Here is a 16,265-nt window from a genome sequence, read left to right as displayed (position 1 = left end):
GGGGGAAGAGAGTTTATGGGTTACGAGCTAGGTGTCATTGGCAATCCGATTAAGCATTCCTTATCACCTTGGATTCATGGACAATTTATGGAGATGGCAGAAGTAGAAGGCCGTTATTTACCATATGAGATTCAAGAGGAACAATTAGAAGAGAGAATCTCAGAGTTCAAGCTTATGAAGATGGATGGTTTTAATGTAACCATTCCCTATAAGGAAAAAATAATGGAACTTATCGATGAAGTAGAGGAGAGTGCCAAGTCAATAGGTGCCGTTAATACCGTTGTTTACAAAAATGGAAAACTGATAGGCTATAATACGGATGGGAAAGGGTATATTTCATCTTTAAAAAATAGCTATCCAGATTTGTTTGACCAGACCGGTGATAAAAAGGTTCTTATGATTGGAGCGGGAGGTGCCGCTAGGGGAATTTATGATGCCCTGAACCGTGAAGGCTTTACAATGATTGATATTGCCAATCGCACATTAGAACGTGCAGAAAAGATACGTTCTATTAAGCAACCAGATGTTGATACAACCATATTGTCGTTACAAAAGGCTGAGGAAAATATCAGTAAATACGACCTAATTGTGCAAACGACAAATATAGGAATGACTCCGGATGTTGGATTGATGCCAATAGAATTGCAAAATATAAGGAATAATACGGTTATAAGTGATATTATTTATAATCCAATTGAAACAAAATTCTTACAAACAGCTAAGAAAAAAGGAGCTCGAATCCATTATGGACATGGCATGCTCTTATATCAAGCAGCATTAGCATTTGAATTATGGACAGGTCAAAAAGTGGATCCATCTAACTTGCTAGAGCGACTTGAACAAAAATTGAAAGGTGGTTCATGATGTTAACTGGAAAACAGAAACGCTTCTTGAGATCAAAGGCACACCATTTAAAGCCTATTTTCCAAGTAGGAAAAGCAGGTGTAAACGATAATTTAATTACACAAATCAATGAAGCACTCGAAAAACGTGAATTAATAAAAGTAAGCATATTACAAAATTGTTTTGAGGATAAAGACGAGGTTGCTAAAGAGATAGCAGAAAAGTCTAACAGTCAACTAGTCCAATTAATTGGGCTCACAATTGTATTATATAAAGAATCTGTTGAAAATAAACAGATTGAATTACCGTAGAAAAGGTAGATGTTATGAGAAAAATAGGATTATTAGGTGGAACATTCGACCCGCCGCATATTGGACATCTTATTATCGGGGAAGAGGTATATCAGAAGCTGAAACTGGATGAGATTTGGTTTATACCTTCCTCTGTTCCTCCGCATAAGGATACAACAACAACCGAACCTGAACATCGAAAGGAAATGGTTGATCTGTCAATTCGGGAAAATCCTCACTTCCGTTTAGAGACATTTGAACTTGAGCGGGAGGGAAGGTCGTATACAGTTGATACGATAAAAGCTCTACAATCTAGCCATCCTGATGATGAATTCTTCTTTATTATCGGTGCAGACATGGTGGAGTATTTACCTAAATGGCATAAAATAGATGAATTGATGGGTATGGTCCAGTTTGTAGGTGTAGCAAGAGAAGGTTATTCTTTAGCTAGTGCTTATTCCATTACAGAGGTTGAAATCCCCATGATTGAGATTTCATCTACCGAAATCAGGAAACGCTTGGATGCTGGAAACCCGGTATATTACTGGATTCTAAATGAAGTGTTGGATTATATAAGGGAGCAGGAATTATATGGATTTAAATGATGCGTTGGAGATTGTACGTCCGCATTTAAAAACACAACGCTATGAGCATACAGTGCGAGTTGTTGATACAGCGGTAAAATTAGCAAAGCAAAATGATGTTGATCAACATCAAACAGAGTTAGCTGCAGCTTTTCATGATATTGCTAAATACCATCCAAAGGAAGAGATGGAGCGTACCATTTCGAGTGAACCCAAACTTCCAAAGGATTTATTGGAATATCATCATGAATTATGGCACGGTCCTGTGGGAGCTTATGTAATAGAAAATAAGTATGGGATAAATGATGAACAAATATTAAATGCGATTCGATACCATACGACCGGACGTGCTCATATGGGGACACTTGAAAAAGTTGTATTTTTAGCTGACTATATTGAGCCAGGTAGAAAGTTCCCTGGCGTTGATGAGGTTAGAGAATCTGCTTGGAAAGATTTAAATCAAGGCTGTCGACACGCCTTAAAAAACACGATAAATTTTTTGATGAGTAAAAAGCAGCCGATTTATCCGGACACATTTCAGGCTTATAATGATCTAACCAGATATTTAAATAACTAATGGAGGATGATGGGATGGATAGTAAAGAACTACTACAATTAGCAGCCAAAGCATGTGATGATAAAAGAGCAGAAGATATTATTGCACTTGATATGAAAGATGTTTCATTAATCGCGGATTATTTTCTTATTTGCCATGGTAGCAATGAACGTCAAGTACAGGCTATTGCTCGTGAAATTAAAGAGCAAGTTGCAGAACAGGGACATGAAGTGAAAAAAACAGAAGGCTTTGAACAATCGCGTTGGGTTTTAGTTGATTTAGATGATGTTGTTTGTCATATTTTCCATAAAGAGGAGCGTCGGTATTATAACCTGGAACGTTTATGGGGAGATGCCGATCTCGTGCCTGCCAGTGATTTGTTAGTTAGTAGTGAGGGGTAAGGTAACATGACCTATCAAAGTTTCGCACATTATTATGATCAGTTAATGGATCAGGCACCCTATGAACAATGGCTGTATTTTACCCAAACAATCATCAAACAATATCAATCCAAAACGACGTCTATTTTGGACTTAGGGTGTGGTACAGGTGAGATTTCCGCTCGATTAGCAAAGTCTGGATACGATGTCACAGGTGTGGATTTATCGTCTGAGATGTTGTCCATTGCCAATCAGAAAACGCAGGAACGTAATTTATCTGTTACCTGGGTAGAACAGGATATTCGAACCTTTAACAGTTCCATGAAATATGATTTAGCCGTCAGCTATTGTGATGTCGTGAACTACATTACGGATCCACAAGATTTAAAATCTATGTTTACACATATTTATCAAGCACTACAAACAGATGGCCTATTTATGTTTGATATACACTCGGAAAATTATATAGAATTTTTAACAAATCAGACCTTTGCCGAGGTTCGAGACGAAGTGTCTTACATTTGGTTTTGTGACGAAGGGGAAGAGCCATTATCGGTTCAACATGATTTATCTTTTTTTGTGAAAAATGATCGGGGTTCCTATGACCGTTTTGATGAATTTCACGAACAGCGGACATTTCCAGTAAGCTTTTATCAGGAAACTTTACAGCAAATCGGGTTTGATATACTTGGCACTTATAGTGATTTTTCAACCGATTCTTTAGATGAACAAGCAGATCGAATCTTTTTTGTCTGTAAAAAATAATGTAAAAGAGGAAGCGAAATGCTTCCTCTTTTATATTTTCGGATAAATTTTTGATTTTCGTCATACTAAGAAGGATATTATCTATTCATGTCGAATGTTATTACTTGGATAACTGATTTGCTACATGATGACGATCCTCACCATACTTATCGTGGGTAGCTTGGAGTAAGTGATAAAATAAGTCCCCTAATTCATCATCGAAAACCTTCAAACCTGCACCTGTAACGCCACCTTTAACCGTTACCTTCTCCTGAAGACTTTTTAGTGAATAATGTCCTTCCTCAATTAATTTACCAAAGCCAACAATCATTTTCTCAGCAAATAAGGTCCCATTTTCCTCATCTAACCCGTAATCCTTAGATGCCCTTATGAATGCTTGAATAAGATAGCTTAAGAATGCGGGTCCACACGATACAATATCAGATGATACTCTTGTGACGGCCTCATCTATCTCAACAGGAATGGAAAACAATTTACAGCTTTGAATGAGATAGGCTTTCATCGTTTCCTCTATTCTATCGGAAAAGGTTAATAATGTAGCACCTGCTGTCGCTCGATTTGTAATACTTGGAATAATGCGTGCTGTTTGACAAGGAACAACCTGGTCGAGTTCTTGAACAGAAATTGGACTAGTTATAGAAACTATACATTGTTCAGGGCGTAGGTGTTTATTGATTTGATTTAAAAAAGGGATTACTTGTAGGGGCTTGACACATACAAAAATAATATCGGCATTCTTAACTACTCTTTCGGGTGTCGTACAAACATTAATAGACGGGTAATGATCCTTTATGTCAAAGGCCTTCGCTAATGTACGATTATGAATCCATAGGTCATCCTCAGCAACAACCCCACTCGTTAACCAAGCGTCAATTAAAACACTTCCCATGTTTCCTGTTCCTATGACTCCCCATTTCATATCTGTTCCCTCCTTTACACCCATGTATCTCTTTTTATTTGTATGAAGGCAAAACATTAATTATGAAAGAAGGTAGAATTAAAAAAGTGAAAGTGAACAAACGAATACTGTTTAAATTGTGGATTGGTTTTATTTTGGTAATATTTGTTCTTGTAGTTGTAATGACAAATCGTGGAGAAGAGGCTGAAGTAGAACAGGTCATCTTAGAGAAGGAACCAGATGTAAAGGTGGAAGAGGATTCTCTTGGCAAAAGTGAAAATTTTGAGGTAGAGCAAGTGAAAGTAGATGTGAAGGGTGCGGTTCACCATCCCGGGGTATATCAGTTATCTTCAGATGCTCGAGTAAATGATGCCCTTACCTTGGCAGGTGGAATGACAGAACAAGCGGATCCTTTGTCAGTGAATTTGGCTGAGCGTGTATATGATGAAATGGCTATTGTTGTATTGAAGGCTAATGAAGAAGTTGAATACACCACGATAAATGAAAAGAGTGGCAAGATTCGTATCAATCATGCCTTAGTACAGGATTTATTAACCCTGCCAGGTATTGGTCCTGCCAAAGCGGAAGCTATCATTCAGTATCGGGAGGAAAATGGACCGTTTCAAAGTAAGGATGACATAGTAAATGTAACAGGTATTGGTGAAAAAACGCTTGAAAAATTTATTGATAAAATTACCGTGCCGTAATTGCGCGAATGATGTAGAATCGGTAAACTAGCTAATATGGAACAAGTTATCAGGTTGAACAGAACTTACTAAGGTGGGGATAGCATGGAAAGAATCTCGTGGGACCAATATTTTATGGCTCAAAGCCATTTGTTAGCATTAAGAAGCACATGTGAGCGTTTAGCAGTAGGAGCAACGATTGTTCGAGATAAAAGAATTATTGCTGGAGGGTATAATGGTAGTGTATCTGGTGGAGTTCATTGTATTGATGAAGGCTGTTATGTCATAGAGGGGCATTGTGTTCGAACCGTCCATGCAGAGGTAAATGCCTTATTACAGTGTGCGAAATTTGGTGTACCTACCGACGGTGCAGAGGTCTATGTAACACACTTCCCTTGTTTGCAATGCTGTAAATCTCTAATTCAAGCCGGAATTAAACGAGTTTTTTATGCGGAAGATTATAAAAATCATCCTTATGCAATTGAATTGTTTGAAGATGCTGGTGTAGAAGTTGTGAAAGTAGAGCTTGATTATTTAAACATTGATACAAAAGCAAAGGAAAAAGTATTATTTTATTCCAAACTGTTTCAGCAATTAGAAGATGCAGGTCTTTCTTCTGATGAAATGGAAGAATTACGTGCGGAAGCAAATCGTCTATTTACGAATCTAGATTAAGAAAAAAGGTGGATATATTGAAGGGAAAATGGCATTGGATTTTTATCCTTTCCTTGTTCTCATTGTGGAACGAGTCCCAGATCGTTTGGCTAGGATTGTGGTTTTTGCTTATTTTATTTTATATACACCAAAGGCGAAAACCTAAATCCTGGCTCTTTTTTATTCTTTCCTCAGCTTCAATCCTATTCTTCTCCCATTATTCTTCATTTGAGGACACCCATTATGAAGTTAACAAAGAAAATACCTTTATTGAGGGGGAAATTCGTTCAAACCCAGAAATACACCCGACACATATAACGTTTACCCTGAATGATAGCTTAACGAAAGAGAAGATTCTCATAAATGTCTATGATTATAATGAGCGGTATACAGACAGTTTTCAGTATGGGGCATCCTGTCAAATCACAGGTACCCTTACTACTCCAATTCCAGCACGAAATCCTGGAGCATTTGATTATCAGTCCTATTTACAGTCAATGGGTATCTTTGTACAAATGAACGTTAAAGAAACTGACATTGAATGTACAGGACAGGGGTGGATTGCCTTTCCACTGAACATTAAACAACAAATTCTGACCTCATTAGAATTACGATATGAGTCCTCTAGTTACAATTGGATAAAGGCCCTAATATTCGGGGATAAGAGTCAACTATCTGCGCATTTAATCACGGATTTTCAACACTGGAACCTCTCTCATCTACTAGCTATATCAGGTCTTCATGTGGGGTTAATTATCTTATTTCTGTATTTATTGTGTACTCGAGTATTTCAAATGTCTGTTGAAAGAACTAAGTATCTTCTCCTCATTTTGCTCCCTATCTATGCAATCCTTGCTAATGGTGCTCCGCCTGTCTTAAGAGCTGTTTTCATGGCAGAGGTTTTGTTTCTGTCCTCTCTTTTTAAATGGAGATGGTCCTTAATCGATGTAATTAGTGTTACGGGGATCTTCTTTATTATTCTTGATCCAACTTTAATTACACAGTTAAGCTTTCAATTTTCCTTCCTAGTCACCTTTTCCTTAATATTGTCGAGCAAAATTTTAGTAATGACACCATCTTTCCTTTGGGGGAGCCTGTATGTTAGTTTTATCAGTCAAATGGTTCTCATTCCACTGCAATTGCTTCACTTTTATTATGTTAGTCCTCTTTCTTTACTCGCTAATCTTTTGTTTGTTCCGTATTTTTCCTTTATCGTGATCCCGATAACCTTAATCGCTGTGCTCTTGTCCTGGACTCCTACTTTGCTTACCCTTCCGATTGACTTTTTTTTAACGAATATACATGAACCATTTTTAAATACCTTACTCAGCTTTGCAAATGGGCAAAAATTTTTGTGGGTCATTGGGGAAATATCCCTTCTTACAATTGGGGTTTATTATGCCTTGTTTTATGTTTTCATGAAGCAACTTGAGGGTAATAGAAGAAAACCTGCTCTTGTTTTTGCATCGTTACTTGTACTCCTTCTGTTAGCTGAACAATTGAAACCCTATTTTAATCCTCACGGGCAGGTAACGATGTTAGATGTGGGGCAGGGCGATACCATTGTTATAGAACTACCAAAACGGAAGGGTATTATCATGATTGATGCAGCAGCCGAAGTTACGCTTCCATTTGATGATGAAACCGAAGTCGAGGAAAATGCAACAGCGAAACGAATCATTCAACCTTTCTTGTGGTCTAAAGGAATTACGAAAATCGACCATCTCATCATCACACACGCAGATCAAGATCATGCAGGCAGTTATCCTTTTATTATGGAGCAATTTGATGTGAAAAATTTATATACACATCGGGATATGAAAATAGACAAAAAACTTTCCACTTCAGCACAATACCAGCCTCTTTCTGAAGGAATGAAATTAAATATTGCTGGTACATCCTTCTATGTACTTCATCCCAAACAGGAATATGAATACCAATCCGAAAATAACAAATCCATCGTGCTTTTGACCCGCCTAGGCAATCAGTCATTTTTATTTACTGGTGATATTGATTCGGAAATTGAACATAAACTGATGGAACGTTATCCAAAACTACAAGTGGATATATTAAAAGTTGCCCATCATGGGAGTGAATTTTCTACTTCTGAACGCTTCCTAAAAAGCACGCGACCGAAACATGCACTAATTTCTGTTGGAAGGAATAACATATACGGACATCCAGCCTACGAAGCAATCACCCGCTTGCAACAACAACAAATTAATATCCATCGAACAGATAAACATGGTGCAATTATTTATATTTTCACCGCAAATCAAGGAACGTTTTCACACATGTACCCATAAAATACGAGTGAGTTCAAAAAAATAGAGAGACTTTGTTTAAAGTCTCTCTACATTTGGCGATTTAGAATTTGGCTACAACTTCAAAGACCACGCCGATAAAGAAAATGATAAAAAAGAAGAGAAATGAAAATCCAAATCCTTTAATGGAGTCAATTACATCATGGTTTTGGGATTGTACCTGTTTTTCAAATTCATTCACTGTTACCCCTCCTATATCATGTCTTAGTATAGTCGATTTACTTTAAAAAATCTATATGATCAGCAAAAGTTCATAAATCATTTCCAAATCCTGCTTTGTCAACACTTTACACCTATATTTCAATTCAATAAAACACACTCTATGTATGTAAGCAAACATCGTCTAAATGACAGTTTCCCGGGACTGGACGTTTAGGCGTTCATATAGATTTTGGGGGGAATGGCTCGCACCCATTTCCCTCTTTATCATATCATAAAAATGACTCGGTTGATAAATTTTGTAGCCATTCAAATAAAATTTCTTTATACTGAATGAAGACAAGCTATTTTTGGGGTGAAAACCGTGTCTTATTTTGAAGCTATTCAGACTATACATAATGGAAATAATATCCCTTTGTATTTACTATTTGGAAGCGAAACCTATTTAATACAAGATTTACAACAAAAGATTATCAAAAGTACGCTGGATGATCCAGACGATGATATGAATTTTTCATCATTCGATATGGAAGAAACACCGATTCAGGATGCTATTTTAGATGCAGAAACCTTCCCTTTTTTCGGGGATCGAAAAGTGTTGTTACTTAAGAACGCCTTCTTTTTTAAAGCCAATCCAGATAAATCGAAAGTGGAGCATCAGTTGGAAGTACTGGAGAATTATCTTGATCATCCAGTTGACCACACCGTTGTTATCTTGGTTGCTCCCTATGAAAAGATTGACGAAAGAAGAAAAATCGTTAAGAAAATGAGGAAGGTTGGACAAGTCGTCAAATGTGCGCCACCAAAGGAATATGAGTTGAAAAAGTGGATTGATTTATTGGCTAAAGATCTCAAAATACATATTGAACCGAATGCCATACAGCTCTTGATTGATGAAGTGGGTACAGATTTAATGTCTATGCAAAAGGAATTAGAGAAGTTTTCTCACTATGTAGAAGGGAATGAGCCTGTTACAAAGGAAATAGTGGAAAAGCTAGTATCGAGGCATACGGAATCATCAGCATTTAAAATGATTGATGCTGTCATGAATAGGAATGTAGTTGCATCGATTGGTGTTTTTAAAGATTTACTGAAACAAAATGAGGAGCCAATTGCCTTAGTGGCGTTATTAGCCTCTCAAATTAGATTGATTCTACAATGTAAACTGTTAAAAAATAAAGGCTATACGAAACCACAAATGGATAAAAAGATTAAGTCTCATCCATATGCCATTAAGATGGCCTTGGAGCGGGAACGTAATTTTAGTGTTGAACAGTTATATAAGATGATGTCACTGTTGACGAAAACCGATGAACAAATGAAACGTGGAGAGGTCAACAAAGAATTAGCGTTTGAGCTACTTTTATATAATTTCGTTGAACAACATTAAGATCAAAAAAGGAGCAGTCCCAAATGGGATTGCTCCTTTTCGTTTTATGCGCCAAGACCGTTTACTTTTTTATAAAGACTAGATTTCTTACGGTCACCATTGTTTTTGTGAATGATTCCTTTTTGAACAGCTTTATCAATTTTGCTGACTGCATCTTTTAGTGCATCTTTAGCTTGCTCAGCATTTTTTTGTTCAACTAGATCTTCTACGCGTTTAACAGAAGAGCGCATTTCAGATTTGAATGCTTGCTGTTGATTACGACTGTCTTCATTAATTCTTACACGTTTAATAGCGGATTTAATATTTGGCATTTATTTCACCTCCTGAAGAAGCTCTTTAATGTCTGATAGTAGAACAAAAGACATTTTACCAGAGCATAATAAAGTTTTCAATAGAAAGTGTCAAGATTCCCTCCTTGTCGTATAAGAAACTTTTCAAATGGAAAACATGAAATAATGAAATGGAGGGACGTTGTATGGAAAAAAATGAAAAATTGTATCAAGTACGAACCGACCTTGCGATAGAGGCAAGAGAAATGGTTGTTGAACAAGAGGATACAGCCAAACAAACGGAAGAAATTAAAGGGGTAAAAGTAAAGGAACGCCAAGAGGGCGATATGAAAATAACATATGTAGACATTGATGAAGAAGGATCGAAAGCAATTGGAAAAAAAGCTGGATCTTATTTAACTCTAGAAACACAGAGTATACGAAATCAGGATACTAAGATGCAGACCGAAACCTCTAATGTTGTTGCCAGGGAATTGGAGCGCTATTTATCCATGAACAATATTGCACCGGATGCCTCTTGCTTAGTGGTAGGGCTGGGTAATCGTAATGTTACACCTGATGCTCTTGGACCCTATACCGTAGAGGAGCTGCTCGTTACAAATCATTTATTCAAGCTGCAACCAGAGTATGTATCTGAAGGCTACCGTCCTGTTTCTGCACTTTCTCCAGGGGTGATGGGACTGACAGGTATTGAAACGAGCGATATTATTTTTGGTGTCATCAATAAAGTGAAACCGGATTTTGTTATTGCTATTGACGCGCTTGCTTCAAGGTCAATTGAACGAGTCAATGCAACTATACAAATCTCAGACACAGGTATTCACCCAGGTTCTGGTGTGGGCAATAAGCGAAAGGATTTGAGTAAGGAAACGCTAGGGATCCCAGTCATCTCGATCGGAATTCCAACCGTTGTGGATGCAGTTACTATCACAAGCGATACGATTGACTTTTTACTTAAGCATTTTGGAAGAGAAATGAATGAACAAGGGAAGCCATCCAAAGCGTTAACCCCATCTGGAATGACCTTTGGGGAAAAGAAAAAATTTACTGAAGAGGACCTTCCAGATGATGAAAAAAGGAAAACCTTTATGGGGATTGTTGGGGGACTTGCAGAAGAAGAAAAACGTCAATTAATTAAAGAGGTGTTAGCCCCCTTAGGTCATAATTTAATGGTTACGCCAAAGGAAGTTGATGGATTTATAGAGGATACGGCTAATCTTTTAGCTGCTGGCATAAATGGTGCTTTACACGAGGCAGTTCGTAAAGAAGACAAAGAAAATTATACGAAGTAGGAAGACAATTGCGGAACGAGCAATTGTCTTCTCAAAACTAGCAGTAAAAAAATAGTTCTATTTCCTAGCTATTCTCCATATAAATTTTAATAGAGTAAATAGATTCGAAGCTCGCCTTGAGAAAGCGTTGGAGATAGAGCTTATTTTTACAATTGGGAGTTGATCATATGGTACGGTTTACCATTACATTTTTCGTTATGGTTATATTATTTTTAGGTGGTGTCATTGTTGGGTTTGATCAAGCTGGAACAGGCATGAATAACTTGAGCGGAAATGACGTTAATGAATATGATGCAGTAGAGGCCTCTAAGCAAGGTGACGATTATCAAGTAGACTTGCTAGGTGAATCCTTTGAACAGAAGCCTATAGAAGAGAAGAAAGAAGAGTATCAGGACATTAATCAAGGATTATTTACGGAAAAATTAGCGGCAACTGTTGAAGGTGGCGTGAAATGGTTTTTCAATATGTTAATTGAAGGTGCCTACCAAATATCTGAATTATTCTATCGTGTTTAGCAACCTGTATCAATCAGGTTGTTTTATTTTATGGTCAGGTTTGCGTGAATAATATAAAAGCGGTGCAATTTTAGATATCTAGGCTTAGTCACTGAGTTTCGGCTTCAAAAGGTTTTCTAGATTTAGAAAAGCAATTCATAGCAAATCAGATTCAATAAATTTCGCAAATGATTCAATGAATCAATTCCCATTATTAGGCTACAATTCCAGTGATTTGGTTTTTTCTGTAATTTTATATTAAGCAGTACCCTCAACATTGATTGTTTCGTTCCCTATTGCTATAATCGAACCTAGCATTGTGCGTGTTTTAAAACAGGAGTGATGGGATTTTGACAAACGTAAAACAAAAAAACATAAGAAACTTTTCAATCATCGCACATATAGACCATGGGAAATCGACTTTAGCTGACCGAATTTTAGAGCAAACTAAAGCATTATCTCAACGTGAAATGAAAGAACAATTTCTTGATGCGATGGATTTAGAACGAGAAAGAGGAATTACTATTAAACTGAATGCTGTTCAATTACAATACACGTCTAAAGCCGGTGAGGACTATGTCTTTCACTTAATCGACACTCCAGGGCATGTCGATTTTACATATGAGGTTTCTAGGAGCTTAGCCGCATGTGAAGGGGCGATATTAGTTGTTGATGCAGCTCAAGGGATTGAGGCTCAGACACTTGCCAACGTCTATTTAGCCCTTGACAATGATTTAGAGATCATCCCTGTCATTAACAAAATTGATTTACCAAGCGCAGACCCTGACCGGGTTAAGCAAGAAATTGAAGATGTTATTGGGATTGATGCTGATAATGCCATCTTAGCTTCAGCAAAATCAGGAATAGGGATAGATGACATTTTAGAGAGGATTGTTGAGGAAATCCCACCACCTGCTGGCGAACCTGAAGATCCATTAAAAGCACTTATTTTTGATTCCTTATATGATCCATACCGAGGTGTCATTGCTTATACATGTATTAAAGAAGGCAGTGTAAAGATCGGCGATAAAATTAAGATGATGGCAACTGGAAAAGAGTTTGAAGTGAATGAGGTCGGTGTGTTTAACCCTAAACCAGTTCCAAAAACAGAACTTTCAGTTGGAGATGTTGGGTATTTGACGGCTTCAATTAAAAACGTAGGGGATTCTCGAGTAGGGGATACCATTACCCTTGCTAATAACCCGGCAGCAGAACCATTACCAGGTTATAAACGCCTTAACCCGATGGTATATTGTGGGTTATTCCCAGTTGATGCGAATAACTATAATGATTTACGTGAAGCTCTGGAACGTTTGGAATTGAATGATTCTGCACTACAATATGAGGCCGAAACATCACAGGCATTAGGATTTGGTTTTCGTTGTGGCTTCTTGGGCCTTCTACATATGGAAATTATCCAAGAAAGAATTGAACGAGAATTTAATATTGATTTAATTACGACAGCGCCAAGTGTTATCTATGAAGTAGAAATGACAGATGGCGAAATAAAAGAGATTGAGAACCCATCTCTTATGCCTGATCCGCAACTGATTTCCGAAATTCGAGAGCCATTCGTAAATGCCACCATTATGGTTCCAAACGATTTCGTTGGGGCAGTTATGGAAATTTGTCAGAAGAAACGCGGTGATTTTATTGATATGCAATATATGGATGAACACCGTGTCAATATCGTTTATGATATACCACTATCTGAAATCGTTTATGACTTTTTTGATCAGCTTAAGTCTCAAACAAAAGGCTACGCATCATTTGATTATGAATTAAAAGGGTATAAACCTTCTAAGTTAGTGAAAATGGATATTCTTCTGAATGGGGAACAAATTGATGCCTTATCCTTTATTGTTCATCATGATTTCGCTTATGACCGTGGGAAGATCATTGTTGAGAAATTAAAGAAAATTATTCCTAGACAACAATTTGAGGTTCCGGTACAGGCTGCGATTGGAAATAACATTGTGGCACGTTCCACCATTAAGGCGATGCGAAAAAATGTACTTTCAAAATGTTATGGTGGAGATATCTCCAGAAAACGTAAATTACTCGAGAAGCAAAAAGAGGGTAAAAAGCGAATGAAGATGGTTGGGAAGGTAGAAGTCCCTCAAGAGGCATTCATGACTGTATTACAAATGGATGAAGATTAAAGTGAATCATCAAACCATGCCGCAGGATTCCGTCTTGCGGCTTTCGCTATTCTATACAATGAGAAAAGGGTGTAGTCATTGATTCAATCAGTTTATATTCATATCCCTTTTTGTCATGAGATTTGTCATTACTGTGATTTTACGAAAAACTACTACAATGAATCACAAGCTGACCAATATCTCGATGCACTGAAAAAGGAAATGGAGCTTTATATAGGTACAGAAAAGAAACAAGTAAAAACCATCTACATTGGTGGAGGCACCCCAACAAGTCTGTCAGATGCACAATTTCAGAGACTTTTGTCTATCGTTAATGACTACTTTGATGTCGGTCAAGCGACCGAATTTACAATAGAAGCAAATCCAGGTGAATTCTCATCTGAAAAGGCAAAAATGCTAAGAAATTACGGGGCCAATCGTATTTCCCTCGGTGTACAAGTATTAGATGATGAATTTTTAAAAATGCTGAATCGTAACCACCAAGTTCGTGATGTTGAAGAAACAGTGGCCAAGCTACAAGCAAACAACCTATCGAATATTAGCATGGACTTTATTTATGCACTGCCAGGACAATCTATTGAGCACTTTGAGCGTACGTTGAATTCAGCTTTAGCTTATCAGCTACCTCACTATTCGGCTTATGCCTTACAAATTGAACCCAAAACTGTGTTTTATATGCGATATCAAAAAGGGAAGCTATCTAAGCCACCTGAGGAGGATGAAGCTGAGATGTATGAACTGCTCGTTTCGAAAATGGAGCAAAACGGTCTTCATCACTATGAAGTGAGTAATTTTGGAAAGCCTGGATTTGAAAGTCAGCATAATCTAACCTATTGGGACAATGAGTATTACTTTGGATTTGGGGCAGGAGCCCATGGATATTTACAGGGAAAACGAATCGTTAACCTGCGCCCCATCAATCATTATATAGAACGGTTAAAGGGTAACGAGAAACCTATTTTACATGAAGAAATCATTACGAAAAAAGAAGAGATTGAAGAGCAAATGTTTCTTGGACTTAGAAAAGCAGAAGGGGTTTCTAAGAAGCTATTCAAATCCAAATTCCAGATAAATATGGATGTTCTATACAATGATGCCATTAGGGAGTTAAAGCAGAAAAAGTGGCTTGTAGAAGATGATGAATTTGTCAAACTAACACCTGAGGGCATGTTGTTTGGAAATGAAGTATTTAGCATGTTTTTACTGGATGAGGATTTCGAATAAGTCCAGTCAACAAGCTGTTTTGAGACGATATTCCATTTAGGTCTAGATTATTGACAATCGTATTTCGGTTTGATAAGTTATTATTAGAATTAGCACTCGATAAACATGAGTGCTAACAGGGGTGATCATCTTGCTTACAGAACGTCAGCTACTTATATTACAAGTGATTATTGATGATTTTATCCATACTGCCCAACCGATAGGATCTAGAGCTATTTCAAAAAGGGAAGATGTGAAGTATAGCTCTGCTACCATCCGGAATGAGATGGCCGATTTAGAGGAGATGGGCTTTTTAGAAAAAACCCATTCCTCTTCTGGCAGGATTCCATCTGAACAAGGGTACCGTTTTTATGTAGATCATTTAATGTCCCCGTTTTTATTATCAGGGCAGGACATGAATTTGATTCAAAGTATGTTTGGGGATCAGCTGATGGAATTTGAGCGAGTTGTGAACAAATCCGCCCAAATTTTATCTGATTTAACCAACTATACTTCCATCATTTTGGGGCCAGAAGTGTTTGAGACAGAGTTGAAACAACTTCAGATTTTGCCATTAAACAACCAATCTGCAGTGGCCATTCTAGTCACAAATACAGGTCATGTAGAGCATCGTTCCTTTACCATTCCTGTAGGCCTAGAGCCATCAGATCTGGAAAAAACGGTCCGAATTTTAAATGACAAACTTAAGGGTGTACCCATCTATAAATTAAATGAAAAAATTGAACGAGAAGTTGTGACTCTTTTGAAGAAGCATACGACCGATTTTAAAAAGTCCTATGACTATATTCAAGCGGCCCTGTTTAGTGAGGAGCCTACACAGCTGTATGTCAGTGGTAAAACAAATATTATGATGCAGCCGGAATTTAAGGACATTGAAAAGGTTCGGAATTTGTTTTCAGCCATTGAGGAGGAAAATCAAATTGCACCTCTCCTACGTTCACAAAACAAAGGTATCAATGTCATCATCGGTCATGAGAATGAGCATGCAGCAATGAGAGACTGTAGCTTAATAACAGCTTCCTATGCACTTGGTGAAGAGCATATGGGAACAATTGCTTTGTTGGGCCCAACTCGGATGGAATACTCAAAGGTTATCTCTCTATTGAATGTCCTATCCAATCAAATGACAAAAACGTTTAAGAGTTGGTATCAAAACTCCTAGTATCGGTAATAGATAATAGATGGGGAAAAGGATTTCTCCCCATCCATCTTTTTGCTTTAAATCTGAAATGTTTCATGATATATTCTTAAACGGTTAAATAGTTGCACTAGAA

General features: G+C 37.4%; 18 protein-coding genes. 15 read left to right on the top strand and 3 right to left on the bottom strand.

Features of this window, described 5'->3' with window-relative positions; all coding sequences use genetic code 11:
- Nucleotides 1–15: 15 nt before the first annotated feature.
- From aroE to GH754_RS09930, 6 genes are read left to right on the top strand one after another with little or no spacing between them, the layout of a single operon-like run.
- Nucleotides 16–864: a shikimate dehydrogenase gene (gene aroE, locus GH754_RS09955; RefSeq protein WP_153728558.1), complete on the top strand. Its 849-nt coding sequence runs from the start codon at nt 16–18 to the stop codon at nt 862–864.
- Nucleotides 864–1,154, top strand: coding sequence for a ribosome assembly RNA-binding protein YhbY (gene yhbY, locus GH754_RS09950; RefSeq protein WP_153728557.1), 291 nt, complete (start codon nt 864–866; stop codon nt 1,152–1,154). Before aroE ends, yhbY begins: the two co-directional genes overlap by 1 nt.
- Before the next feature lie 14 nt (nt 1,155–1,168).
- Nucleotides 1,169–1,738 carry a nicotinate-nucleotide adenylyltransferase gene (locus tag GH754_RS09945; protein WP_153728556.1) on the top strand — a complete coding sequence of 190 codons (570 nt, stop codon included), beginning with the start codon at nt 1,169–1,171 and terminating at the stop codon, nt 1,736–1,738.
- Complete coding sequence (gene yqeK, locus GH754_RS09940; RefSeq protein ID WP_153728555.1) at nt 1,725–2,294, top strand: bis(5'-nucleosyl)-tetraphosphatase (symmetrical) YqeK; 570 nt, start codon at nt 1,725–1,727, stop codon at nt 2,292–2,294. Before GH754_RS09945 ends, yqeK begins: the two co-directional genes overlap by 14 nt.
- Nucleotides 2,295–2,308: 14 nt before the next feature.
- On the top strand, nt 2,309–2,674 hold the full coding sequence (rsfS, locus tag GH754_RS09935; RefSeq protein ID WP_153728554.1) for a ribosome silencing factor: 366 nt from the start codon (nt 2,309–2,311) through the stop codon (nt 2,672–2,674).
- Nucleotides 2,675–2,680: 6 nt separating this feature from the next.
- Nucleotides 2,681–3,418: a class I SAM-dependent DNA methyltransferase gene (locus tag GH754_RS09930; RefSeq protein WP_153728553.1), complete on the top strand. Its 738-nt coding sequence runs from the start codon at nt 2,681–2,683 to the stop codon at nt 3,416–3,418.
- Between the two features lie 100 nt (nt 3,419–3,518).
- On the opposite strand, the gene comER is transcribed toward GH754_RS09930, so the two are convergent.
- Nucleotides 3,519–4,337: a late competence protein ComER gene (gene comER / locus GH754_RS09925; protein ID WP_153728552.1), complete on the bottom strand. Its 819-nt coding sequence runs from the start codon at nt 4,335–4,337 to the stop codon at nt 3,519–3,521.
- A gap of 62 nt (nt 4,338–4,399) precedes the next feature.
- Between comER and GH754_RS09920 the strand changes: the two genes are divergently transcribed.
- From GH754_RS09920 to GH754_RS09910, 3 genes are all read left to right on the top strand, one after another.
- On the top strand, nt 4,400–5,023 hold the full coding sequence (locus tag GH754_RS09920; RefSeq protein WP_153728551.1) for a helix-hairpin-helix domain-containing protein: 624 nt from the start codon (nt 4,400–4,402) through the stop codon (nt 5,021–5,023).
- 84 nt (nt 5,024–5,107) lie between these two features.
- Nucleotides 5,108–5,677, top strand: a complete 570-nt coding sequence (locus GH754_RS09915; RefSeq protein WP_153728550.1) for a ComE operon protein 2 — start codon at nt 5,108–5,110, stop codon at nt 5,675–5,677.
- An 8-nt stretch (nt 5,678–5,685) separates the two neighbouring features.
- Entirely contained in the window at nt 5,686–7,962 is a 2,277-nt protein-coding gene (locus GH754_RS09910) for a DNA internalization-related competence protein ComEC/Rec2 (protein ID WP_323741957.1), read from the top strand.
- Between the two features lie 61 nt (nt 7,963–8,023).
- Here the strand turns inward: GH754_RS09910 and GH754_RS09905 are convergent, their stop codons facing one another.
- On the bottom strand, nt 8,024–8,161 hold the full coding sequence (locus GH754_RS09905) for a YqzM family protein (protein WP_323741956.1): 138 nt from the start codon (nt 8,159–8,161) through the stop codon (nt 8,024–8,026).
- Between the two features lie 342 nt (nt 8,162–8,503).
- On the opposite strand from GH754_RS09905, the gene holA reads away from it, so the two are divergent.
- Complete coding sequence (gene holA, locus GH754_RS09900; protein ID WP_153728548.1) at nt 8,504–9,529, top strand: DNA polymerase III subunit delta; 1,026 nt, start codon at nt 8,504–8,506, stop codon at nt 9,527–9,529.
- Nucleotides 9,530–9,573: 44 nt separating this feature from the next.
- On the opposite strand, the gene rpsT is transcribed toward holA, so the two are convergent.
- Entirely contained in the window at nt 9,574–9,840 is a 267-nt protein-coding gene (rpsT, locus tag GH754_RS09895) for a 30S ribosomal protein S20 (RefSeq protein ID WP_153728547.1), read from the bottom strand.
- Between the two features lie 164 nt (nt 9,841–10,004).
- Here rpsT and gpr point away from each other — a divergent pair, with 164 nt between their 5' ends.
- From gpr to hrcA, 5 genes are all read left to right on the top strand, one after another.
- Nucleotides 10,005–11,111: a GPR endopeptidase gene (gene gpr / locus GH754_RS09890; protein WP_153728546.1), complete on the top strand. Its 1,107-nt coding sequence runs from the start codon at nt 10,005–10,007 to the stop codon at nt 11,109–11,111.
- Nucleotides 11,112–11,278: 167 nt separating this feature from the next.
- Nucleotides 11,279–11,626: a hypothetical protein gene (locus tag GH754_RS09885; protein ID WP_153728545.1), complete on the top strand. Its 348-nt coding sequence runs from the start codon at nt 11,279–11,281 to the stop codon at nt 11,624–11,626.
- Nucleotides 11,627–11,955: 329 nt separating this feature from the next.
- The gene (gene lepA, locus GH754_RS09880) at nt 11,956–13,767 is read left to right on the top strand and encodes a translation elongation factor 4 (protein WP_153728544.1); all 1,812 of its coding nucleotides are present in this window, start codon (nt 11,956–11,958) and stop codon (nt 13,765–13,767) included.
- 78 nt (nt 13,768–13,845) lie between these two features.
- The gene (gene hemW / locus GH754_RS09875) at nt 13,846–14,991 is read left to right on the top strand and encodes a radical SAM family heme chaperone HemW (RefSeq protein ID WP_153728543.1); all 1,146 of its coding nucleotides are present in this window, start codon (nt 13,846–13,848) and stop codon (nt 14,989–14,991) included.
- 130 nt (nt 14,992–15,121) lie between these two features.
- The gene (hrcA, locus tag GH754_RS09870) at nt 15,122–16,153 is read left to right on the top strand and encodes a heat-inducible transcriptional repressor HrcA (protein ID WP_153728542.1); all 1,032 of its coding nucleotides are present in this window, start codon (nt 15,122–15,124) and stop codon (nt 16,151–16,153) included.
- Nucleotides 16,154–16,265: the final 112 nt, after the last annotated feature.

Source organism: Salinibacillus xinjiangensis (genome assembly GCF_009649735.1).
In the GTDB taxonomy this organism is placed as follows: domain Bacteria; phylum Bacillota; class Bacilli; order Bacillales; family Alkalibacillaceae; genus Salinibacillus; species Salinibacillus xinjiangensis.
This window is presented reverse-complemented; position numbering and strand designations above follow the sequence as displayed.

Coding starts and splice junctions, on each gene's coding strand:
- yqeK (WP_153728555.1), top strand. CDS start 1,725: ATGGATTTAAATGATGCGTTGGAGATTGTACGTCCGCATTTAAAAACA.
- GH754_RS09920 (WP_153728551.1), top strand. CDS start 4,400: ATGAAAGAAGGTAGAATTAAAAAAGTGAAAGTGAACAAACGAATACTG.
- rsfS (WP_153728554.1), top strand. CDS start 2,309: ATGGATAGTAAAGAACTACTACAATTAGCAGCCAAAGCATGTGATGAT.
- GH754_RS09930 (WP_153728553.1), top strand. CDS start 2,681: ATGACCTATCAAAGTTTCGCACATTATTATGATCAGTTAATGGATCAG.
- aroE (WP_153728558.1), top strand. CDS start 16: ATGGGTTACGAGCTAGGTGTCATTGGCAATCCGATTAAGCATTCCTTA.
- comER (WP_153728552.1), bottom strand. CDS start 4,337: ATGAAATGGGGAGTCATAGGAACAGGAAACATGGGAAGTGTTTTAATT.
- GH754_RS09885 (WP_153728545.1), top strand. CDS start 11,279: ATGGTACGGTTTACCATTACATTTTTCGTTATGGTTATATTATTTTTA.
- yhbY (WP_153728557.1), top strand. CDS start 864: ATGTTAACTGGAAAACAGAAACGCTTCTTGAGATCAAAGGCACACCAT.
- GH754_RS09915 (WP_153728550.1), top strand. CDS start 5,108: ATGGAAAGAATCTCGTGGGACCAATATTTTATGGCTCAAAGCCATTTG.
- rpsT (WP_153728547.1), bottom strand. CDS start 9,840: ATGCCAAATATTAAATCCGCTATTAAACGTGTAAGAATTAATGAAGAC.
- GH754_RS09945 (WP_153728556.1), top strand. CDS start 1,169: ATGAGAAAAATAGGATTATTAGGTGGAACATTCGACCCGCCGCATATT.
- gpr (WP_153728546.1), top strand. CDS start 10,005: ATGGAAAAAAATGAAAAATTGTATCAAGTACGAACCGACCTTGCGATA.